The sequence below is a fragment of the Pseudomonas sp. TE36184 genome, from assembly GCF_054060055.1.
The window spans coordinates 198623-220542 of record NZ_JBSSCU010000001.1; the positions used below are offsets into that span (position 1 = coordinate 198623).

Genomic DNA, 21920 nt, shown 5'->3' on the forward strand with positions numbered 1-21920 from the left:
GTAGCTGATCCACCGCCATCGGGAGCAAGCTCCCTCCCACATTTGATTACCTGCATCCTGAGCGTCTCATCCCATCGCATCCCCCCACCCAGTACCCAAGTAGCATAGGTTCCGCCCCCCCAGCCTTCGTACACTCATGCCTCAGAGCGGAGAGTCGACGATGCACAACCATGAAGGCGTAGTCAGTGCCATGTCTCTGGCCACCGATGCCGGGCAGGCCGCCGAAGAATTGGCCGAGCAACTGCTGCATCCGTACCTGGGCTTCGTGCTGTTTTTCTGCTCGGCTTCCTACGACCTGCAGGCGCTCGGCCAAGCCCTGCAACGTTGTTTCGGCAATGTGCGCCTCGTCGGTTGCACCAGCGCCGGCGAGATCACACCCCAAGGCTACGGGCGCAATTGCGTGACGGCGATGGGCTTTAACCACGCGCATTTTTCGATTGCCACCGAACTGATCGACCAGGTGGAACACTTCAGCCTGATCGACGCCCAGCACATGGTCGAACGCCTGGTGGGCGGCTGTCGCAGCAACACCCTGGCACCGATCAAGGGCAACACCTTCGCCCTGACCTTGCTCGACGGGCTGTCCAGCCGTGAAGAAATGGTGCTCGCGGCCCTCAGCGCGGCGCTCGGCGATATCCCGCATTTCGGCGGTTCGGCCGGCGACGACAACTACCTCACGCACACCCACGTGTATTTCAACGGCGCGTTCCACAGCGGCGCGGCCGTGGTGGTGCTGGTCAATACCTGGCTGGACTTCGAGGTGTTCACCACCCACCACATTCTGCCGCGTGCGGAAAAACTCGTGGTGACCGGCGCCGACAGCCCGTCGCGGCGGGTGTTCGAGCTCAACGCCGAGCCCGCCGCGGAGGAGTACGCGCGGCACATCGGCGTGGCCGTGGCCGACCTCGACCACCGCGTCTTTGCCGCGCACCCGCTGGCGGTACGTATCCACGACCAGTACTACGTCAGGGCGATCCAGCAGGTGCATGACGACCTGAGCCTGAGTTTCTACTGCGCCGTGGAAAACGGCATCGTCCTCACGGTGATGACACCCGGGCCGATCCTGCCGAACCTGGTAACCCTGTTCGACGGCCTGCAATCGCGCCTCGGCGAGCTGCTGCTGACCATTGGCTGCGACTGCTTCCTGCGCCGCCTGGAGCTGGAAGACAGCGGCACCCTGGAGCAGATCGGCGGCTTCCTGCGCGACCAGCGGGTGATGGGGTTCAACACCTACGGAGAACAGTTCAATGGCATGCATATCAACCAGACCTTCACCGGCGTCGCCATTGCCCGAGGGCGAGCCCCAGGATCGCAATGAACTGTTGGCCGAGCTGGCGCGGCTACGCCTGGACAACTACAAGCTGACGCGGATCAACGCGGCGCTGATCGAGCGCATCGAGTCCGGGGTGACCCAGGGCAACGACCCCTACACCACGTTCCAGCACTCGGTGGTGCTCGCCGAACAAGTGCGCGAGCGCACCGACGCACTGAACCAGGCGATGGCCGAACTGCGCGCCAGCAACCACTTGCTGATCAACGCCCGCCTGCGCGCCGAAACCCTGCGCCGCGAACAGGCCGCGGCGCAAAAGGCGCAGGAGAGCGAGCGCTGGATTCGCCTGATCACCGACCATGTGCCGGCGCTGATTGGCTACCTGAATGCCGACCTGGTGTATGAGTTCACCAACAAGGTCTATGAAGAATGGTACTGCTGGCCGCGGGGCATGATGCTCGGCCAGAGCCTGCGCGAAGTCCACAGCGAACAACACTGTCAGCGCCTGGATGCCTACGTCTCGCGGGCGCTGGCGGGGGAGAGCGTGACCTTCGAATTCGCCGAAACCAACATCAACAACCAGGAGCGCTACATGCTGCGCTCCTACGTGCCCAACCGCCTGGCCAGTGGCGAAGTGGTGGGGATCTTTGTGCTGATCCGCGACATCACCGAGCGCCGGCGCACCGCCGAAGCTTTGCACCAGGCCTATCAGAACCTGGAGCTGCGCGTCGCCCAGCGCACCTCGGAACTGACTTCGCTGAACGACCAGTTGCTGCGCGAAATCGACGAGCGCCGCCGCGTGGAATCGCGCCTGCGCGAAGCCAAGCTCGAAGCCGAGCAGGCCAACCTGTCGAAAACCAAATTCCTCGCCGCCGTCAGCCACGACCTGTTGCAACCGCTGAACGCCGCGCGGCTGTTCACCGGCGCCTTGCTTGAACGCCGTGAACCCCAGGCCAATGAAACCCTGGTGCGCAACGTGAGCAACTCGCTGGAAGACGTGGAAAACCTGTTGGGCACCCTGGTCGATATTTCCAAGCTGGATGCCGGGGTGATCAAAGCCGATATCGCCCCGTTCGCCCTCAGCGAGCTGCTCGACAACCTCGCCGTCGAATTCACCCAACTGGCGCGCAGCGAAGGCCTGGAGTTGCACTTCGTCGGCTGCTCGGCGCTGGTGCGCAGCGATATCCAGCTGCTGGCGCGGATTCTGCGCAACCTGCTGAGCAATGCGATTCGCTACACCTACTCGGGGCGCGTGGTGCTGGGCTGCCGCCGCCAGCACCAGCGCTTGTCGATCCAGGTCTGGGACAGCGGCATGGGCATTGCCGAAGATCGCCTGGAGGAAATTTTCCAGGAGTTCAAGCGCGGCGATGTGCAGCGGCGCGACCAGGATCGCGGGTTGGGCCTGGGCCTGGCCATCGTGGAAAAAATCGCCGGCATCCTCGGCCATCGCATCACCGTCAAGTCGTGGCCGGGCAAGGGCTCGATGTTCGCGGTGGACGTGCCCTTGAGCGCCACCGCGCCCAAATCGCTGCCGCAGCCGTCCATGAGCGAACCGATGCTGGAGCGCCTGCAAGGCGCGCGGGTGTGGGTACTGGATAACGACGCGGCGATCTGCGCCGGAATGCGGACCTTGCTGGAGGGGTGGGGCTGCCGGGTGGTCACCGCGTTATCGGAACAAGACCTGGCGCGGCAGGTGGACAACTATCACGCCGAGGCCGACCTGCTGATCGCCGATTACCACCTGGACGATGAGCAGAACGGCGTCGACGCCGTGGCACGCATCAACGCCCGGCGCGCCAGCCCGATCCCGGCCATGATGATCACCGCCAATTACAGCAACGAACTGAAGCTGCAGATCCGCGAACTGGGGCACACCTTGATGCACAAGCCGGTGCGGCCGATGAAGCTCAAGACCGCGATGAGCCACCTCTTAGGCAAATGACCACCGAACGCTCCTCAAACAGCGATCAAACAGAGATCCAGAGATCCAGAGAACCAGAGATCTAGAGATCAAATGGAGATCCAATGTGGGAGGGGGCTTGCCCCCGATAGCTGACTGTCAGTCACTGCACCTATAACTGATCCACCGCTATCGGGGGCAAGCCCCCTCCCACACAAGCCCCACACAAACCCCACACAAACCCCATCCCACAAGGGTTCTATGCGCTTTCCGAAAGATCAGCGCCGCAGATAAGAACCAAAATCAATATCCCCCGCGCTCAAAATCGCCTGCACCCGATTATGCACATTCAACTTGCGCAAAATCGCCGACACATGGGCCTTCACCGTGGTCTCGGCGATCTCCAGGGTGTAGGCAATCTGCTTGTTCGACTCGCCCTTGGTCATCCGCTCCAGCACCAGCAACTGCTTGCGGGTCAACGCCTGCAGCAATTCCGGAGCGAAGCCCGGGTTTTCGTTCAGGCGCCGGTGGGTGCCGGGTTTCTGGGTGCGGATGATATCCGGCGGCAGGTACACATTGCCGTTGAGAATCTGCTGGATCGCCTCGGTCATTTGCTGGCGCGGCGACGACTTGGTGATAAAACCGACGGCGCCATAGGTGATGGCCTGCAGCACGATTTGCTTGTCTTGCTCGGCGGACACGATCACCACCGGGATGGTCGGCGATTCGTTGCGCAGGTTGATCAGGCCATTGAGACCGTGCATGCCGGGCATGTTCAGGTCGAGCAGGATCAGATCGAGGTCGTCGTGTTCCTGGGTCAGCGCCAGGGCGCTGTCCAGGTCGGCGGTCTCCATCACTTCGCTGCCGGGGAAACCATCGCTGATGACGTTATGAATCGCTTCGCGAAACAGTGGGTGATCATCGGCAATCAGGATTTTGTACATGGCCGTTCACCTTTCTTATTGTGGTTATTCAAATGGCTCGGGTTGCGCCACCGACACCGGCAGCTTCGCCGCTTCCCAGGCATCCAGGCCATCGCGGTACCAATACACAGAGGTATAGCCCAGGTTGGCGGCACGTTTTACCGCGTTCCAACTCAGCCAGCAATCGGAGCGGCAATAGAACACCAATGGTTGTGCCAGGTTACCGCCGCTGTAGGTGTACAGGTGGCGCACGAAATAGCTTTGCCACTCCGGCGTGAGGTCGCCGTCGCCGGTGTTGGCCAGCCAACGGCTGCCGGGCAGGTTGGCGTGGGGCTGGTCTTCGATGAAGCGGCCTTGCAGCCACTGGCGGCGATACGTATCGATCAGCACCGGGGCTGGGGTTTGGGTCAGCAGGGCTTGCAGGGCAGGGGTGTCGATGATCGTCGCGCCCTGCACATGATCGGGCGTGGGGCTGCGATACAGGCTGATGCGATAGCCGTCGGCGGAAAATAATGCGGTATCGGCCTGTACGTTGGCGGCAAACAGGCACAGCAGCGCCAACAAGGGCAGTCGGGCAGGCAGCATGGCAGGGCGATCCTTATCGTTATGCGCCCATTACACGTGAGTCCCGAGCCCTTGGGAATGCGACGATAGACAGGAAAACCAGTACTAAAGTAGTAGTTTTTGCCGCCCTCAGCCTTTTTTGCGCAACGCCGCATGCTGGGGGTTGAAGGTCAGCACCGCCAACACCGCGAACAGTACGGTCAAGCCCAGGCACACCGCGAGGGCCAGGCCGGCGAAGCGTTCATACAGGGCAAAGCGCACCAGCTCGACGGCGTGGGTGAAGGGGTTGATTGCGCACAGCCAATACAACCACTCGCTGGAGTCGCGCATCTTCCACAACGGGTACAGCGCCGACGATATGAAAAACAGCGGGAAGATCACGAAATTCATCACCCCGGCAAAGTTCTCCAGTTGGCGGATCGCGTTCGACAGCAGCAAACCCAGCGCGCTCAGCATCAAGGCCACCAGCAGCAAGGCCGGCAGGGCGATCAACAGCCCCATGACGGGCGGTTGCACGCCGTAGACCCAGGCGATCGCCAGGAACCCGTACACCTGCAACAGCGAAATCAGCGCGGTGGCGAGCAACTTGCTGCACAGCAAAAACGTGCGCGGCAGCGGGCTGGTCAGCAGCACGCGCATGCTGCCCATCTCGCGGTCGTAGACCATCGACAGCGAACCCTGCATGCCGTTGAACAGCAGGATCATGCAAGCCAGCCCCGGGATGATGTAGACCTCATAGGGAATGTAGGTGTCGTAGGGTTCGATCACCGAGATACCCAGCGCGGCGCGGAACCCGGCGGCGAACACCAGCAGCCACAACAGTGGGCGCACCAGGGCGCTGAGAAACCGCGTGCGCTGCAATACAAAGCGCAGCCACTCGCGCAGCACGATGCCGCGCAAGCATTGCCAGTAAGCGTTCATGCCGGGGCTCCCGTCGTTGTGGGGCGGGTCAGGCGCGCAAAGACGCTGCCGAGGTCGCCACCCTGTTCGAGGATCAGCGCATCGACCTGCCCGCTGGCCACCAAGCGGCCCTGGTGCAGGATCATCAACGCATCGTCGGGTTGCACTTCATCGAGCAGGTGCGTGGTCCACAGCACGCTGATGCCTTGCTCAAGGCACAGGTTGCGCACGTGCTGGTTCAGCGCCAGGCGGCTGGCGGGGTCGAGGCCGACGCTGGCTTCATCCAGCAGCAGCAAGCGCGGTTCATGCAACAACGCCCGGGCGATTTCCACGCGGCGCCGGTGCCCGCCGTTGAGCTCGCGGACTTTTTCGCGGCGCCGCTCGGTGAGGGCCTGGCGCGCCAGCTCGGCGGCGACGCGCACGTCGGTCTGGCGCCGCGACAAACCGTGCAGCGCGGCGTGATAACGCAGGTTCTGTTCGACGCTCAAGTCCAGGTCCAGGGTGCTTTGCTGGAACACCACCCCCAGTTGCGTGAGGGCTGCGCGCGGTGCATCGCGCAGGGAGTGGCCGCCGACGCGGATGTCGCCGCTTTGCAGGTCGTACAAGCGCGTGAGCAGGGCGATCAAGGTCGACTTGCCGGCGCCGTTGGGCCCCAGCAACGCGGCGAATCGCCCCGGTGCCAGGCTGAAACTCACCTCGTGCAAGGCCTGGCGCGCGCCATAGGCGAAGCTCAGGTCGCGCACCTCCAGGGCGTTCATGGCGTGACCACCACGCCCCATGGATAACGCCCGACCTTCACCGACTTGAGCACCTTGAGGCTGTCCACATCGATCACCGACACATCGCCGCTGACGCCATTGGTGGCCAGCAACTGTTTTTCGTCCGGGGTAAATGCCATCTGCCACACGCGGCGGCCCACCAGCAGGTAGTCGAGGATCTCGAAGGTCTTGGCGTCGATCACCGCCACATGGTTGGCCGGGCCCAGGGCGACAAAGGCGTACTTGCCGTCGGAACTGAGCTTGATCCCCACCGGTTGCACCTTGTCCGGGTGGACGCCCTTGATCTTGAACGTCAGGGTTTTGAGGATCGCGCGGCTGGCCACATCGAGGATGGTCACGGTGCCGCCGATCTCCGCCGAGGCCCACAGCTGCGAGCCATCGTGGTTGAACTCGACGAAGCGCGGGCGCTGGTCCACCAGGGTGCTGTCGACCAGGGTCTGGGTGCTGGTGTCGATCCAGTGCAGCATGTTCGTGGTTTCGCTGGTGTTCACCGCCCACTTGCCGTCCGGGCTCACGGCCATGCCTTCGGGCTCTACGCCGACGTTGATCTGGCCGAGCACCTTGGAGGTCTCGGTGTCGATCACCGTGACCAGTGCATCGTCTTCGTTGGACACATACAGCCAGCGGTCATTGGGGTGCAGGGCGAACTGCTCGGGGTCTTTGCCGGAGGGCAGCTCCTTGATGATCTTGCGCGTGGCCACGTCCATCACCTGCACGCGGTCCGAGTCGCTGGCGCAGATGTACAGCAGCTTTTTGTCATGGGACAGCAGCAGGCCCCGCGGGCGCTGGCCGACCTTGAGCGTGTCGGTGACTTGCAGGGTCTGCATGTCGATCAGGCTGAGGGTGTTGTCTTTCTCGTTGGAGACCCAGGCGGTGCTGGCCACGGCGTGCCCGGCGGCAAGCAGCAGGGCGCATGAGAGCAGGGTGCGGCGCATGGCGGATTCCTTATTATTGTGAGTAGGGGAGCGATCAAGGGAAGCGGCAGGTCACCTCGGGTTTGTCGTAGCCCAGGCTGTCCATTTCGTTGAAAGGATGCAGGAAACCGTCCTGGGGTGAGGTGCTGACCAGCGCGCGGGGCTGCACGATCGGAATCGGTTGGCGCAGTTGGCCGTTCCACGCGCGATAGCTGAGCTTGCGGCCCTTGAAGCCGTCCAGCGGCAGTTGCTCGCTGATCTCCAGTTGGCGGATGGTCATGGGGTCGACCTGGCGCAGCTTGTTCACCGCACTGGCAACGCTGCGCACGGCCATCCAGGCGGCGAAGTCGCGGTCGTTCATCCAGCGCCCGGCCAGGGCTTCGAAGCGTTTTTGCAGTTGCGCGGCGCCGTAGGTCTCGACGGTCTTGTGCCAGCCGGTGGGCGTCAGGCCCTGGGTGCCGGCGACGGGGCGCGGGTACCAGGTCTGGTAGGGCACGTACTCGCCGAAGTCGCCGCGCTCGTCCGCCACCAGCACCACGTCGTATTCGGCGGTCTGGGTGAACAGCGGCATGTCTGCCTGGGCGCTGCGGCGTTGGTCGTTATCGAAGCGCCAGGCTTTCTCCGCCACCAGATGCACGCCGAAGCGCTTGGCGGCGCGGCGCAGGGCGGCGGCGTAGGCCTGGTCATCCTCGGTGGGGCCGACGATCAGCAGCGCCTTCTGCCATTTGCGCACCACCAGAAATTGCGCCAGGGCATCGGCGAGCATGGCCCGGCTGGGCAGCGTGTGCAGCACGTTGCCCAGGCAGTCGGTGCTGCGCAGGCTGTCATCGGGGCTGCCGGCGTTGAACAGCAGGCTGTCGGGCAGGGCCGCGCTGAGCTGGCGCAGGCTGGCGGCGGGGGCGTTGACCACGAACAGGCGCAGGCCCTGATCGTGCTGGGCCTGGGCGGCGGCGAGCAGGGCGTCGGGGCTGTCCACCGTGGCACTGGTCAGGCTGTAGCGTTGGTTGAGAAAGGCGCCGGTGCTGTTGCTGTCGATGATCGCCAGTTCCGCACCGCGTTGCCCGGCGTCGGTGGGCTCGGGGATCACATTCGACAGCAGCGGCCCAGGGTCGGGCCGATAGCCCAGGTAGCCGATCTGCACCGCCAACGGCGCCTCGGCGGCCTGGCTGACAGTGGCCACCCCGGCGGCGCAGGCAATCGCCAGCAGGTAGAGCACGGCGTAGGGGGCGAGCTGGCGCATAAGGCACTCCATGTCAGGTAGCGCCAGCATAGGAAGCCTTATGTCTGCTGCAAATATGCAGAAAGTACCGCTGAGCCAGTACCAAGGTAGTAGCCCCGCGCAGGTGACGCGGTCTTAGCATGGGTTACCCCCACCGTGTCCATCCGGGAGATGAACGATCATGCAAATCCTCAAGGCGCTGCTTTTGCCGTTCCTGCTGATCGTGAGCCTGATCGGCGTCGACAAGCTGCACGCACCACGCCCGGCGCTGAGCGTGCCCGCCAGCGTGGCGCACTAGGTATGTCGGCACTGTGGCGCATCAACCTGTGGGTGTGCGGTTTCTTCGCCTTGGTCACCTGCGCCTGCACCGCGCTGTTGCTGCATCAGGCCCTGACGGATGTGGAGCGTGAGCTGCAATCGGCCGAAGCGGTGGTGCATTACCTCAGCGCAACCGCCGAGCGCGACCCGGCCAGCCTGCAACCGCATCTCACCGCCAGCCTGCGCCATGTGCGCGTGCATTGGCTGGCCCCCGACGAGACTTTGCCGGCGCCGCTACCGTCCGGCCTGGACGCCTGGCTCGGGCGCCTGCTGTTTGCCGAGGCGCGGCGCAGTGCCCAGGTGCTGGACCTGCCGGACGGCCGCCGCGTGTCCATCGCCGTCGACCCGCGGGATGAGATCGATGAAGTCTGGGACTCCCTGCAACAACTGTTGAGCCTGTGCGCCCTGGCCCTGGCCCTGAGCCTGCTGACCATCCGCTGGGCGGTGCGCCGTGGCATGGGCGTACTCGACGAACTGCTGCGCGCCTTGCAACAGGTGTGCGCCGGCCAGCTCAATGTGCGCCTGCGCAGCGCCGGTTCGCCGGAAGCGCGGCAACTGGCGCTGCATTTCAACCGCATGACCGACGCCCTGGAGCAGGCGCACACCGACAATACCCAACTGACCCAGACCCTGATGGCGGTGCAAGAGCAGGAGCGCAACCACCTGGCCCAGACCCTGCACGATGACCTCGGCCAATACCTGGCCGGCATTCGCGCCCAGGCCTGCCTGTTGCGTCTGGTCACCGACCAACCGCAATTGCTCGCGCGCACGGTGGCGCAGCTGGAGGATCACTGCGATCACTTGCAGCAAGGCTTTCGCGCACTGGTCCACGACCTGTACCCGGTGGCCCTGCAGCACCTGCCGCTGGCCGAGGCGTTCGCGATGCTGGTGACGCAGTGGCAGGCCAGCCATGGCATCGATTGCCGGCTGCGGGTCAGCGCGGACCTGCCGGCGTTGTCCGGGGCGAGCAAGACGCACCTCTATCGCCTGCTGCAGGAAGCCCTGACCAATATCGTGCGGCATGCCGATGCCAGCCAGGTGCGCGTGCGCCTGCATCGTCACGGTTCGCGCCTGCGCCTGTGGGTGCGCGATAACGGCTGCGGCGCGCAAACGCCGCAGCGTCCCGGCGTCGGCCTGTATTCGATGTACGAACGCGCGCGCTGCCTGGGCGGCGAACTGACAATCCTCAGCCACCCCGGCGCCGGTTGGGCGCTGGCGTTGAACATGCCATTGGAGGCCTCATGAATATTCTGTTGGTGGACGACCATGCGGTGGTGCGCCAAGGCTATGCCAGCCTGTTGCGTGCGCTGTTGCCGGCCATCGAAGTGCGCGAAGCGGCCAGCGGCGAAGAGGCCTTGAGCCGGGTCCAGGAAGCACTGCCGCATTTGGTGATCATGGACTTCGGCCTGCCCGGCATCAGCGGCCTGGAAACCACGCGCCGCCTGCGCCAGCGCCTGCCGCAACTGCGTGTGCTGTTCTTCAGCATGCACGACGAACTGCCGCTGGTGCGCCAGGCCCTGGAAGCCGGCGCCTCGGGCTACCTGACCAAAAGCTCGGCGCCCGAAGTGCTGATCGAAGCAGTGCGGCGCGTCCTCGACGGCCACGCCTATATCGAACAGTCCCTCGCCACCCAACTTGCCTACACGCCAAGCGACCAACGCTTGCAAGGCATGACCCCGCGTGAGCTGGAGATTTTCCTGATGCTGGCCAGAGGCACGCCGACCCGAGTGATTGCCGACCAGTTGAATATCAGCAGCAAGACCGTGTCCAACCACCTGACCCTGCTCAAGAGCAAATTGCAGGTCAGTTCCCATGCCGAACTGGTCCACCTGGGAATCGACCTCGGCGTGGTGCGCGTAGCGGGCTGATCCCCCCCCATGTACCCCTGTTACCACTGTAGGAGCGAGCTTGCTCGCGAAAACCGTCAACGATAACGCGAAAAACCAGACCCCCGCAGCGCTCCCGGGTTTTTCGCGAGCAAGCTCGCTCCTACAAAAGTTACCGCTCAGTGCCCATGCCTGGCGGGGCACCTAGACCCCACTGTAGGAGCGAGCTTGCTCGCGAAAACCGTCAACGATAACGCGAAAAACCTGACCCCCCGCAGCGCTCTCGGGTTTTTCGCGAGCAAGCTCGCTCCTACAAAAGTTACCGGTCAGTGCCCATGCCTAGCGCGGCACCTAGACCCCACTGTAGGAGCGAGCTTGCTCGCGAAAACCGTCAACGATAACGCGAAAAACCTGACCCCCCGCAGCGGTCCCGGGTTTTTCGCGAGCAAGCTCGCTCCTACAAAAGTTACCGCTCAGTGCCCATGCCTAGCGGGGCACCTAGACCCCACTGTAGGAGCGAGCTTGCTCGCGAAGACCGTCAACGATAACGCGAAAAACCAGACCCCCCGCGGCGGTCCCGGGTTTTTCGCGAGCAAGCTCGCTCCTACAAAAGTTACCGCTCAGTGCCCATGCCTGGCGGGGCACCTAGACCCCACTGTAGGAGCGAGCTTGCTCGCGAAAACCGTCAACGATAACGCGAAAAACCAGACCCCCCTCAGCGGTCCCGGGTTTTTCGCGAGCAAGCTCGCTCCTACAAAAGTTACCGGTCCGTGCCCATGCCTAGCGGGGCACCTAGACCCCCCTGTAGGAGCGAGCTTGCTCGCGAAAACCGTCAACGATAACGCGAAAAACCAGACCCCCCTCAGCGGTCTCGGGTTTTTCGCGAGCAAGCTCGCTCCTACAAAAGTTACCGGTCAGTGCCCATGCCTAGCGGGGCACCTAGACCCCACTGTAGGAGCGAGCTTGCTCGCGAAAACCGTCAACGATAACGCGGAAAACCAGACCCCCCTCAGCGGTCTCGGGTTTTTCGCGAGCAAGCTCGCTCCTACATTCAAATGGCGGTGTGCTAACGATTCCAGGTGGTGGGGCAGTCCTTGCAGCCATCCATGTTCGCATCCTGGAAATTCGCATAATGCTGCCGCGCGCCCGTGAGGACCGCGCTTTCCAGGTTGCTCTCACCGAACTTGGCCTCTTGCAAATTAGCATCGCTCAGATCCGCCCCTCGCAGGTCGGCCTTGCTCAGCCAGGTCATTTCCAGGTCGGCGGCGCGCAGGTTGGCCTTGTGCATTTTTGCCCCGGACAGCCGCGCGAATTGCAGGTAGGCCGCGCTCAGGTTGGCGTTTTCAAACTGCGCTCCCTGGGCGAACAGGCCCCAACCCTGGATCGCCATCAGCGTGGCACCGGTGAAATCGGCCAGGCGCAGGTTGCTTTGTTGCAGGCTGGCGCGGGTCAGGTTGGCGCCCTGCAACTGGGCTTTTTCCAGGTTGGCCAGGTCGAGGTTGGCGTGGCGCAAGTCCGCATCGCGCAGGTCGGCGCCGGCCAGGTTCATTTTGCTGAGGTCCTGGTTGCTCAGGTTGGCGCCCCTGAGGTTGGCGCCGGGGCATTGGCTGTGTTCGGCGAGGGTGCAGCCGTTGATGACCAGCGGGGTGTCGTCGCCGTCATCGGCGTGGGCCAGGGGCAGGGCGAGCAGGAGTAACAAGGGCAGATAGTTCATCTTGGAACCTCCAGACGAAGCAACCCCGTAACGTAGCAGCTGTCGAGCGCCAGCTGCTACGACGGGGCTGGGGACGGGTTATTTTTGGGCGGTCTTGTTATCCCAGCTCGGGATCTTGAACACCCAGAACGACCCACCCTGTGCCACCGGCTTGGTCAGCTCGGCCATGTCGCCGCCCCACAACGGCACCGCGCCGCCATAGCCGACGGTGACGCCGATGTACTGCTCGCCATCCTGTTCCCAGGTGATCGGCGGCGAGACGATGCCGCTGCCGGTCTGGAACTTCCACAGCTCCTTGCCGGTTTTCGCGTCGAAAGCCTTGAAGAAACCGTCGCCGGTGCCGGTGAACACCAGGTTGCCCTTGGTCGCCAGTACGCCGGCCCACAGTGGCAGGGCTTCCTTGTGCTCCCACACCACCTTGCCGGTGGTCGGGTTCATCGCCCGCAGGGTGCCGACGTGGTCGTCATACATGCGCTTGATGCGGAAACCCATGCCCAGGTACGCCGAGCCCTTCTTGTAGTTGACCTCTTCGGTCCAGTATTCCTCTTTCCATTGGTTGCCCGGGATGTAGAACAGGCCGGTGTCCTGGCTGTAGGCCATGGGGTTCCAGTTCTTGCCGCCGAGGAACGGTGGCGAGACTTCCACCGGCTTGCCCTTGGTTTCACCGGGCAACGGCTTGGCCGGACGCTGGCCCGGGTTTTCTACCGGACGACCGGTCTTCAGGTCGATATGGCTGGCCCAGGTGATGTTGTCGACGAATGGGAAGGCGTTCTGCAGCTTGCCGTTATTGCGGTCGACCACGTAGAAGAACCCGTTGCGGTCGGCGTGACCGGTGGCCTTGACCACTTTGCCATCCTTGTCCTTGTAGTCGAACAGCACCAGCTCGTTGTTGCCGGAGAAGTCCCAGGCATCGTTCGGGGTGTGCTGGTAGAACCATTTCACTTCGCCGGTGCTCGGGTCGACACCGACCTGGCCCGAGGTGTAGAGGCTGTCGAAGTCGTGCGGGTTGCCGTCCTTGGACGTGCGCGCCCAGGTGTTCCACGGGCCGGGGTTGCCGGCGCCGACGATGATGGTGTTGGTCTCGGCATCGAAACTCGCGCTCTGCCAAGGTGCGCCGCCGCCGTGGCTCCAGGCCTCGACCTTGCCGGTTTCGGTGGTCGGGTCATTCGGCCACGACGGCGCTTTGACGTCGCCGGTCGGGGTGCTGTCCTTGCCGTTCAGGCGGCCCATGTGGCCTTCGACGAACGGGCGCATCCACACTTCTTCGCCGGTGTCCGGGTCGCGCGCATACAACTGGCCGACCACGCCGAACTCATCGCCGGAGCTGCCATGGATCAGCAGCACCTTGCCGCTGACCTTGTCTTTGATCAGCACCGGGGCGCCGGTCATGGTGTAACCGGCGGCGTGGTCGCCGAACTTCTTGTTCCACACCACTTTGCCGGTGTTCTTGTCGAGGGCGATCAGGCGCGCGTCGAGGGTGCCGAAGTAGATCTTGTCGCCGAAGATCGCCGCGCCGCGGTTGACCACGTCACAGCACGGGCGGATGTTTTCGGGCAGGCGGTGGTTGTAGGTCCACAGGCGTTTGCCGGTCTTCGCGTCGAGGGCGAACACGCGGGAGTAGGAGCCGGTGACGTAGACCACGCCGTCGCTGACGATGGCCTGGGATTCCTGGCCGCGCTGCTTCTCATCGCCGAACGAGTACGACCAGGCCGGGGTGAGCTTGAACACGTTCTTGTCGTTGACCTGGGCCAGCGGGCTCCAGCGCTGGGCGTTGGTGCCCATGCCGTATTGCAGCACGTCCTTGGTGCTCAGGTGGTCGTTGGCGATGTCTTCCCAGGTGACGTTGCGCGTCGCCTTTGCGGTGGACGGCGCGGCAGGGTCGGCGGCGGCGAAGCTGGCCGCACTCAAGGACAGGCTGCCGACCAGCAGGAAAGCCTGCACGGCAAGGCTCAGCGGCGAACGGGCGGGTAGCGATCTTATTATCATGGTTGCAGTTCCCAGTGGAGGTTTTGGCCTGCACAGGGTGGAGCGCCAGGGCGCTGCGCGGATACGGAAAAAGTCCCGCTGTTGCCGGGAAGACTTCCCGAGGCGCCGCTGTTTTAGGCGTGCCCCACAAGCCCTACTACCAAGGGAGGACAAGCCGGCCACCAAAGCAGCATACGGCCTATGCCCCAGGGTTTCTAAGATGGTTGCCATAACCTCTGCAATGAGGTTTTGCGTGCAATCCTGAGGGCAAAAATAATGACAACAAAACGCAATGCCTTGCTCGTCGCCGGGCTGTTGGCCGGTGTGATCGGTGCAGGCTCGGCCTGGGCCCACGGCAACGTGGTCCCGCAAGCAGTGGAAACCAAGGGCCTGACCTCGATCAAGGACGCCGGCGTGCCGGTCGACGAGGACGGCTGGGCGGCAGTGAACCCTTACCGCACGTCGCCTGAACACGACCGGGCCCTGGAAATCGGTTCGTCCGCCTACAATCAGAACTGCGCCGCCTGCCACGGCCTGGAAGCCAAGTCCGGCGGCATCGCCCCCGACTTGCGCATGCTGGATGTGGGCGAGGCCGGTGATGAGTGGTTTGTGCAGCGCGTGCGTCACGGCGCGGTGCGCGACGGCCGGGTATATATGCCGAAAATGGCCGATTACCTGAGCCAGGAAGCCTTGTGGGCGGTACGCACCTACCTGGACAGCGTTCACGTCGAGGAGTAAGCCATGCGCCTGTTCGCTTATGTGCTCGGCCTGGCCCTGCTGTGTTGCCAGACGGCACAGGCGCAGGTGCGCAGCTATGACCAGATGATCGCCGCCGGTGAGTTGAAAGTGGCGGTGTACAAGGACTTTGCCCCCTACAGTTTCGAAGACGGTGCCACCCCGCGCGGAGTCGACGTGGAGCTGGCCGAGGCCCTGGCCAAGGCGCTGGGGGTGCAGCTCAAATTGATCTGGGCGCCGGCCGGGGAAAAACTCGACGACGACCTGCGCGACTACATCTGGCGCGGCAGCCAGTTGCATAACCAGCAACTGGCCGACCTGATGATGCGCGCACCCTACGACCACGACTACGCGCAAAGGCGTAACGATCAGGGCGAACTGGAAAACGGCCATGTGGTGATGTTCGGGCCGTACCAGAACGAACAATGGCAGGTGGCCTACGACCGCCGCCGCCTGGACAAGGTCGCCAGCGTGGCGGTGTTCGAGGAGCACCCGATCGGTGTCGAAGTCGACAGCGTGCCGTCGTTCTACCTGACCTCGGTGTTCAACGGCATGCTCGCCCGCCAGACCCATCACTACCCCGGTGTACCCCAGGCGTTTGCGGCGATGAAGGCCGGTGAAGTCGACGCGGTGATGGCGATGCGCGGCGAGATCGACTGGCAGGTGCATCAGGCACGCGATCCGCAACTGGCCCTGGCGCAAAACGCTTACCCGAGCATGGGCCGGCAGCGCTGGGAGATCGGCATGGCGGTACACGAAAGCAATCGCCAGTTGGCCTATGCGGTGGAAGAGGCGCTGGAAGGCCTGATCCGCGACGGTTCGCTGCAAACCATCTACAGCCATTACGGCCTGCAGTACGAAGTGCCCGAAATGTACCAATAGGAGCAGGCGATGAACTGGCGACTGAACTGCATGTTGGCCTGCTGGTTACCATTGGCGGCCCACGCCGCGGCGGTCGAACCGGGCACGGACCCGGTGCCGTCGGTGATGTGGGCGTTCTACCACAAGCAGTTGCTGGCCGATGCGCCGTTCGTGTTCGATGAGCGGGTCAAGCTGCTGGCGCCGCCGTTCGCCGAAGATGCACGCCAGGTGCCCCTGGAAATCGACGCGCGGGCGTTCAAGGGGCACGTGGTTAAGATCCTCGCCTGGGCCGAACTCAACCCGTTGCCCAGGATTGTCGATTTTCAGCCCAAGGCCGGGGTGTTGCCCTGGCTGTCGATCCGTATCCGCATCGAACAGGCCACGCCCCTGCGTGCGGCGGTGCTCACCGATGACGGGCTGTGGCACGTCGGCTCGACCCTGATCGACGCGGCCGGCGGCGGTTGCACCGCGCCCAGCGTGGTCCGCACCCAGCCGGGTTGGGAAGAGCATATCGGCGAAGTCCTCGGCGGGCGTTACCCACGCGGCGAATTCAGCCGGGTGCGCGTGCAGGTGGCGCACCCGATGGATAACGGCATGGTCAGCGGCATGCCCGAGTTCTATCTCAACCACGCGCAACTGCGTGGCCAGGACGGCCAGGTGCTGGCCGAGCTGGTGCTGTTCCCGGCGGTCAGCGAAAACCCCAACCTGGCCTTTGACATCGACGCACCCGGGCCGACGCGCCTGGTGCTGCGCGACAACAGCGGCAATGAATTCGACGCAGCCATTCCCTGACCAGAAGGAGCGCGGCATGCGCTGGATTCTATTGTTGTGCCTGAGCTTGAGCCTGCCCGCCGTGGCCGACCTCGACTACGCCCTCAAGCCACGACTGATCGCCGACGACACCTGGCTGCTGGAAGGCAGCACCGACAATTTCGCCAAGGACAACGGCGGCAATATCGTCAATACCGCGTTCATCGTCACCGAGGCCGGCGTGGTGGTGATCGACACCGGGCCGTCGCGGCGCTACGGCGAAGCCCTGCGCCGGGCGATCGCCAGCGTCACCGACAAACCGGTGATCCAGGTGCTGCTGACCCACCACCACCCCGACCATGCGCTGGGCAACCAGGCCTTCAAGGACGTGCCCATCGGCGCCCTGGCCGGCACCACGCGCCTGCTGCATGAGCAGGGCGACGGCATGGCGGAGAACCTCTACCGCATGGTCGGCGACTGGATGCGCGGCACTGAAGTGCAATTGCCCACGCAAGTGCTCGAACCCGGTGTGCTCAGCTTTGGCCGCCACGACCTGCGCCTGCTTGCGCTGACCGGCCACACCGACGCCGACCTGGCCATCCTCGACCAGACTACCGGCGTGCTGTTTGCCGGCGACCTGGTGTTCTACCAACGCGCCCTCACCACCCCCAACAGCCCCGGGCTGGCGGCGTGGCTGGCGGACATCGACACCCTGCAGGCCTTGCCCTGGACCCTGGTCGTGCCCGGCCATGGCCCGGTGGCCAACGATGCACAGCCGTTCGCGCAGATGCGCGACTACCTGACCTGGCTCGACCAACTGCTGCGCGACGGCGCCGCCCACGGCAGCGACATGGCCGAGATGATCCGCAGCCCCATCCCCGAGCGCTTCGCCGCGATCAACCTGAGCCGCTATGAACTGATCCGTAGCGTCAGCCACCTGTACCCGCGTTACGAGCGCGAGCAGATGCAGCGCGTGGATTCGGCGCGCTGACGGACCGGACCCGCTACTAAGGAACTAGCAATCTCGATACTGCGGTCAATTGTGACAACCGCCCCTGCGCCCAAGAATCTGTACCAGACCGGGAAAATTTCCCGGGTATAACAAAAAACCGCAGAGGTAGCCGTCATGACCCAACCCGCACGCCGCCAACCCTTCGCCTTGAGTGTGTTGCTCGGTGCCATTCTGTTATCCGGCCAGGCCATGGCGGCCGTGACCGATCAGGAGATTCTCCAGGACCCGAAAAACCCCGGGCAGATCGTCACCAACGGTCTGGGCGTCCAAGGCCAGCGCTATAGCCCGCTCGATACCCTGAATGTGGACAACGTCAAGGACCTGCGCCCGGTCTGGGCGTTCTCCTTTGGCGGCGAGAAACAGCGCGGCCAGCAGGCGCAGCCGATGATCAAGGACGGGGTGATGTACCTCACCGGGTCCTACTCGCGGGTGTTCGCGGTGGATGCACGCACCGGCAAGAAGCTCTGGCAGTACGATGCGCGTCTGCCCGATGACATCCGCCCGTGCTGTGACGTGATCAACCGCGGCGTGGCGCTGTACGGCGACCTGGTGTTCTTCGGCACCCTCGACGCCAAGCTGGTGGCCCTGAACAAAGACACCGGCAAAGTGGTGTGGAGCAAGAAAGTCGCCGACCACAAAGAAGGCTACTCGATCAGCGCCGCGCCCCTGGTGATCAACGGCAAGCTGATTACCGGCGTGGCCGGCGGCGAATTCGGCGTGGTGGGCAAGATCGAAGCCTACGACCCGAAAAACGGTGACCTGCTGTGGACCCGTCCGACTGTCGAAGGTCACATGGGCTACGTCTACAAGGACGGTAAAGCCGTGGAAAACGGCATTTCCGGCGGCGAGGCGGGCAAGACCTGGCCTGGCGACTTGTGGAAAACCGGCGGCGCGGCACCGTGGCTGGGCGGCTACTACGACCCGGAAACCAACCTGCTGCTGTTCGGCACCGGCAACCCGGCGCCGTGGAACTCGCACTTGCGCCCTGGCGACAACCTCTACTCGTCCTCGCGTCTGGCGCTGAACCCGGATGACGGCACCATCAAGTGGCACTTCCAGACCACGCCCCATGACGGCTGGGACTACGACGGCGTGAACGAACTGGTCTCCTTCAACTACACCGAAGGCGGCAAAGAGATCAAAGCGGCGGCCACTGCCGACCGTAACGGTTTCTTCTACGTACTCGACCGCACCAACGGCAAGTTCATCCGCGGCTTCCCGTTCGTCGACAAGATCACCTGGGCCACCGGCCTGGATAAAGACGGTCGGCCGATCTACAACGAAGCCAGCCGCCCAGGCGCGCCAGGCAGCGAAGCCAAGGGCACCTCGGTGTTCGTCGCCCCGGCGTTCCTCGGCGCGAAAAACTGGATGCCGATGGCCTATAACCGCGATACCGGGTTGTTCTACGTGCCGTCCAACGAATGGGGCATGGACATGTGGAACGAAGGCATCACCTACAAAAAAGGTGCGGCGTTCCTCGGTGCGGGCTTCACCATCAAGCCGCTGAACGAAGACTACATCGGCGTGCTGCGCGCCATCGACCCGAAAACCGGCAAGGAAGTCTGGCGCCACAAGAACTTCGCGCCGCTGTGGGGCGGGGTCCTGACCACCAAGGGCAACCTGGTGTTCACCGGTACGCCGGAAGGCTTCCTGCAGGCGTTCAACGCCAAGACCGGCGAGAAGGTCTGGGAATTCCAGACCGGCTCCGGCGTGCTCGGCTCGCCTGTGACCTGGGAAATGGACGGCGAACAGTACGTCTCGGTGCTCTCCGGCTGGGGCGGCGCGGTGCCGTTGTGGGGCGGTGAAGTGGCCAAACGCATCAAGGACTTCAACCAGGGCGGCATGCTCTGGACCTTCAAATTGCCTAAAGAACTGGTCGCCAAACACTGAATCTACGACCAAATGACAAGAGCCCTCCTGCCAACGGCGCATTCGCCCGGCAGCGGGGGCTCTTTACTATCGGGTCATCGCCTGTTGACCGACAGGCCCGGACCCAGACAGAGGCTTTAACATGATCTACGCACAACCTGGCACCCCTGGCGCCATCGTCAGCTTCAAGTCACGCTACGGCAACTTCATCGGCGGCGAATTCGTTGCGCCGATCAGCGGTGAATACTTCACCAACACCTCGCCGGTGACCGGTGAAGTGATCGCCGAATTCCCGCGTTCCAACGCCGCCGACATCGACAAGGCCCTCGACGCGGCCCACGCCGCCGCCGACGCCTGGGGCAAGACCTCGGCCCAGGATCGCGCCCTGGTGCTGCTGAAAATCGCCGACCGCATCGAACAGAACCTCGAAGTGCTGGCCGTCACCGAAAGCTGGGACAACGGCAAAGCCGTGCGTGAAACCCTCAACGCCGACGTGCCGCTGGCCGCCGACCACTTCCGTTACTTCGCCGGCTGCATCCGCGCCCAGGAAGGCGGCGCCGCCGAGATCAACGAACACACCGCCGCCTACCACTTCCACGAGCCGCTGGGCGTGGTCGGGCAGATCATTCCGTGGAACTTCCCACTGCTGATGGCCGCCTGGAAACTCGCCCCGGCCCTGGCCGCCGGCAACTGCATCGTGCTCAAGCCTGCCGAGCAGACGCCGCTGTCGATCATGGTGTTTGCCGAGCTGATCAACGACCTGCTGCCCGCGGGCGTGCTGAACATCGTCCAGGGCTTTGGCCGTGAAGCCGGCGAAGCGCTGGCCACCAGCAAGCGCATCGCCAAGATCGCCTTTACCGGCTCTACCCCAATCGGCGCGCACATCATGCATTGCGCGGCCGAGAACATCATTCCGTCGACCGTGGAGCTGGGCGGCAAGTCGCCGAACATCTTCTTCGAAGACATCATGAATGCAGAGCCGCAGTTCATCGAGAAAGCCGCCGAAGGCCTGGTGCTGGCGTTCTTCAACCAGGGCGAAGTGTGTACCTGCCCGTCGCGGGCGCTGGTGCAGGAGTCGATCTACGACGACTTCATGAAAGTGGTGATGAAAAAGATCGTCAAGATCAAGCGCGGCAACCCGCTGGACACCGAAACCATGGTCGGCGCCCAGGCGTCCGAGCAGCAATACGACAAGATCCTGTCCTACCTCAAAATCGCCCAGGAAGAGGGCGCCGAACTGCTCACCGGCGGCGCGGCCGAGCGTTTGGAGGGTGACCTGTCCAGCGGTTACTACATCCAGCCGACCCTGCTCAAGGGCCATAACAAAATGCGCGTGTTCCAGGAAGAAATCTTCGGCCCGGTGGTGGGTATCACCACCTTCAAGGACGAAGCCGAAGCCCTGGCCATTGCCAACGACAGCGAGTTCGGCCTGGGTGCCGGCCTGTGGACCCGCGACATCAACCGCGCCTACCGCATGGGCCGGGCGATCAAGGCCGGCCGCGTGTGGACCAACTGCTACCACCTGTACCCGGCGCACGCCGCGTTTGGCGGCTACAAAAAGTCCGGCGTGGGGCGTGAGAACCACAAGATGATGTTGGATCACTACCAACAGACCAAGAACCTGCTGGTGAGTTACGACATCAACCCACTGGGCTTCTTCTAACCCCGACTTGAAATGCAACCCAATGTGGGAGGGGGCTTGCCCCCGATAGCGATGGCTCAGTCAGGTATGTATTGGCTGACCCACTGCCATCGGGGGCAAGCCCCCTCCCACATTTTGATCGGCGTACACCCGTTCCGGCACAGCAAGAGGGCTTTGCCTGTTGGACCACTACCCGCAGACCAACCCCCTGGGCCTCTTCTAACCCCGACTTGAAATGCAACCCAATGTGGGAGGGGGCAAGCCCCCTCCCACATGTTGATCGGCGTACACCCGTTCCGGCACAGCAAGAGAGCTTTGCCTGTTGGATCACTACCTGCCGACCAAGCCCCTGGGCCTCTCCTAACCCCGACTTGAAATGCAACCAACTGTGGGAGGGGGCTTGCCCCCGATAGCGGTGGCTCAGTTATGCATGTATTGGCTGACCCACTGCCATCGGGAGCAATCCCCCTCCCACATTTTTGATCGGTGTACATCTGCTACCAAGGCATGCTTCAGGCTCGTTCGAAAGTAGCATTCGCACCCCCATCCCCCCATGCATTAATGCCATTACCGGAATCTTCCGGCACAACAAGAGGATCGCCCCATGTGGACTAAACCCGCGTTTACCGACCTGCGTATCGGCTTTGAAGTGACCATGTACTTCGCCAGCCGCTGATTCACCCCCGGCCAGCCTCGCGCTGGCCGGGGTCGTTTGGGGAATGACTCTTTGGTCTGATTGCATTCGCGCGCGGATGGGTT

The 21920-nt window shown here is 63.6% G+C and carries 19 protein-coding genes; 11 read left to right on the forward strand and 8 right to left on the reverse strand.

The features are described from left to right. Positions 1-160: 160 nt before the first annotated feature. Positions 161-1318 (forward strand): nitric oxide-sensing protein NosP, encoded by a 1158-nt coding sequence (gene nosP / locus ACVWZP_RS00990; RefSeq protein ID WP_046382808.1) that lies wholly within the window; start codon positions 161-163, stop codon positions 1316-1318. Continuing rightward, positions 1248-3212, forward strand: coding sequence for a PAS domain-containing hybrid sensor histidine kinase/response regulator (locus ACVWZP_RS00995; RefSeq protein ID WP_079444258.1), 1965 nt, complete (start codon positions 1248-1250; stop codon positions 3210-3212). The genes nosP and ACVWZP_RS00995 overlap by 71 nt, the downstream gene beginning before the upstream one ends. 236 nt (positions 3213-3448) lie before the next feature. On the opposite strand, the gene ACVWZP_RS01000 is transcribed toward ACVWZP_RS00995, so the two are convergent. The 6 genes from ACVWZP_RS01000 to ACVWZP_RS01025 all read right to left on the reverse strand — a co-directional run bounded on the left by ACVWZP_RS01000 (position 3449) and on the right by ACVWZP_RS01025 (position 8490). After that, positions 3449-4114: a response regulator transcription factor gene (locus tag ACVWZP_RS01000; RefSeq protein ID WP_017847492.1), complete on the reverse strand. Its 666-nt coding sequence runs from the start codon at positions 4112-4114 to the stop codon at positions 3449-3451. Between the two features lie 24 nt (positions 4115-4138). After that, a complete protein-coding gene (locus tag ACVWZP_RS01005) occupies positions 4139-4678 on the reverse strand; it encodes a PQQ-dependent catabolism-associated CXXCW motif protein (protein ID WP_169866022.1) in 540 nt (179 codons plus the stop codon). 108 nt (positions 4679-4786) lie between these two features. Beyond that, positions 4787-5578, reverse strand: a complete 792-nt coding sequence (locus ACVWZP_RS01010) for an ABC transporter permease (RefSeq protein WP_057005597.1) — start codon at positions 5576-5578, stop codon at positions 4787-4789. Then, positions 5575-6315 carry an ABC transporter ATP-binding protein gene (locus ACVWZP_RS01015; RefSeq protein ID WP_017847489.1) on the reverse strand — a complete coding sequence of 247 codons (741 nt, stop codon included), beginning with the start codon at positions 6313-6315 and terminating at the stop codon, positions 5575-5577. The genes ACVWZP_RS01010 and ACVWZP_RS01015 overlap by 4 nt, the downstream gene beginning before the upstream one ends. After that, a complete protein-coding gene (locus tag ACVWZP_RS01020) occupies positions 6312-7271 on the reverse strand; it encodes a YVTN family beta-propeller repeat protein (protein WP_017847488.1) in 960 nt (319 codons plus the stop codon). Before ACVWZP_RS01020 ends, ACVWZP_RS01015 begins: the two co-directional genes overlap by 4 nt. Before the next feature lie 34 nt (positions 7272-7305). Continuing rightward, positions 7306-8490 carry an ABC transporter substrate-binding protein gene (locus ACVWZP_RS01025; protein WP_046382811.1) on the reverse strand — a complete coding sequence of 395 codons (1185 nt, stop codon included), beginning with the start codon at positions 8488-8490 and terminating at the stop codon, positions 7306-7308. Positions 8491-8769: 279 nt separating this feature from the next. On the opposite strand from ACVWZP_RS01025, the gene ACVWZP_RS01030 reads away from it, so the two are divergent. Together ACVWZP_RS01030 and ACVWZP_RS01035 are read left to right on the forward strand one after the other, a co-directional pair. Further along, complete coding sequence (locus ACVWZP_RS01030) at positions 8770-10032, forward strand: HAMP domain-containing sensor histidine kinase (protein ID WP_079444256.1); 1263 nt, start codon at positions 8770-8772, stop codon at positions 10030-10032. After that, positions 10029-10655, forward strand: a complete 627-nt coding sequence (locus ACVWZP_RS01035; protein WP_017847484.1) for a response regulator transcription factor — start codon at positions 10029-10031, stop codon at positions 10653-10655. Before ACVWZP_RS01030 ends, ACVWZP_RS01035 begins: the two co-directional genes overlap by 4 nt. Positions 10656-11679: 1024 nt before the next feature. Here the strand turns inward: ACVWZP_RS01035 and ACVWZP_RS01040 are convergent. After that, positions 11680-12327, reverse strand: coding sequence for a pentapeptide repeat-containing protein (locus ACVWZP_RS01040; RefSeq protein WP_457369295.1), 648 nt, complete (start codon positions 12325-12327; stop codon positions 11680-11682). Positions 12328-12405: 78 nt separating this feature from the next. Next, positions 12406-14313 carry a quinoprotein ethanol dehydrogenase gene (exaA, locus tag ACVWZP_RS01045; RefSeq protein WP_082107734.1) on the reverse strand — a complete coding sequence of 636 codons (1908 nt, stop codon included), beginning with the start codon at positions 14311-14313 and terminating at the stop codon, positions 12406-12408. A gap of 255 nt (positions 14314-14568) precedes the next feature. Here exaA and pedF point away from each other — a divergent pair, with 255 nt between their 5' ends. The 7 genes from pedF to pqqA all read left to right on the forward strand — a co-directional run bounded on the left by pedF (position 14569) and on the right by pqqA (position 21837). Beyond that, on the forward strand, positions 14569-15030 hold the full coding sequence (gene pedF, locus ACVWZP_RS01050; RefSeq protein ID WP_017847481.1) for a cytochrome c-550 PedF: 462 nt from the start codon (positions 14569-14571) through the stop codon (positions 15028-15030). A 3-nt stretch (positions 15031-15033) separates the two neighbouring features. After that, positions 15034-15909: a substrate-binding periplasmic protein gene (locus ACVWZP_RS01055; RefSeq protein ID WP_046382816.1), complete on the forward strand. Its 876-nt coding sequence runs from the start codon at positions 15034-15036 to the stop codon at positions 15907-15909. A 9-nt stretch (positions 15910-15918) separates the two neighbouring features. Next, on the forward strand, positions 15919-16680 hold the full coding sequence (locus ACVWZP_RS01060; protein ID WP_457369296.1) for a quinoprotein dehydrogenase-associated SoxYZ-like carrier: 762 nt from the start codon (positions 15919-15921) through the stop codon (positions 16678-16680). 16 nt (positions 16681-16696) lie between these two features. After that, a complete protein-coding gene (locus tag ACVWZP_RS01065) occupies positions 16697-17629 on the forward strand; it encodes a quinoprotein relay system zinc metallohydrolase 1 (RefSeq protein WP_017847478.1) in 933 nt (310 codons plus the stop codon). Between the two features lie 135 nt (positions 17630-17764). Further along, positions 17765-19540 carry a PQQ-dependent methanol/ethanol family dehydrogenase gene (locus tag ACVWZP_RS01070; protein ID WP_046382819.1) on the forward strand — a complete coding sequence of 592 codons (1776 nt, stop codon included), beginning with the start codon at positions 17765-17767 and terminating at the stop codon, positions 19538-19540. 121 nt (positions 19541-19661) lie between these two features. After that, on the forward strand, positions 19662-21182 hold the full coding sequence (exaC, locus tag ACVWZP_RS01075; RefSeq protein WP_017847476.1) for an acetaldehyde dehydrogenase ExaC: 1521 nt from the start codon (positions 19662-19664) through the stop codon (positions 21180-21182). 583 nt (positions 21183-21765) lie between these two features. Continuing rightward, positions 21766-21837, forward strand: coding sequence for a pyrroloquinoline quinone precursor peptide PqqA (gene pqqA, locus ACVWZP_RS01080; RefSeq protein WP_010209364.1), 72 nt, complete (start codon positions 21766-21768; stop codon positions 21835-21837). Positions 21838-21920: the final 83 nt, after the last annotated feature.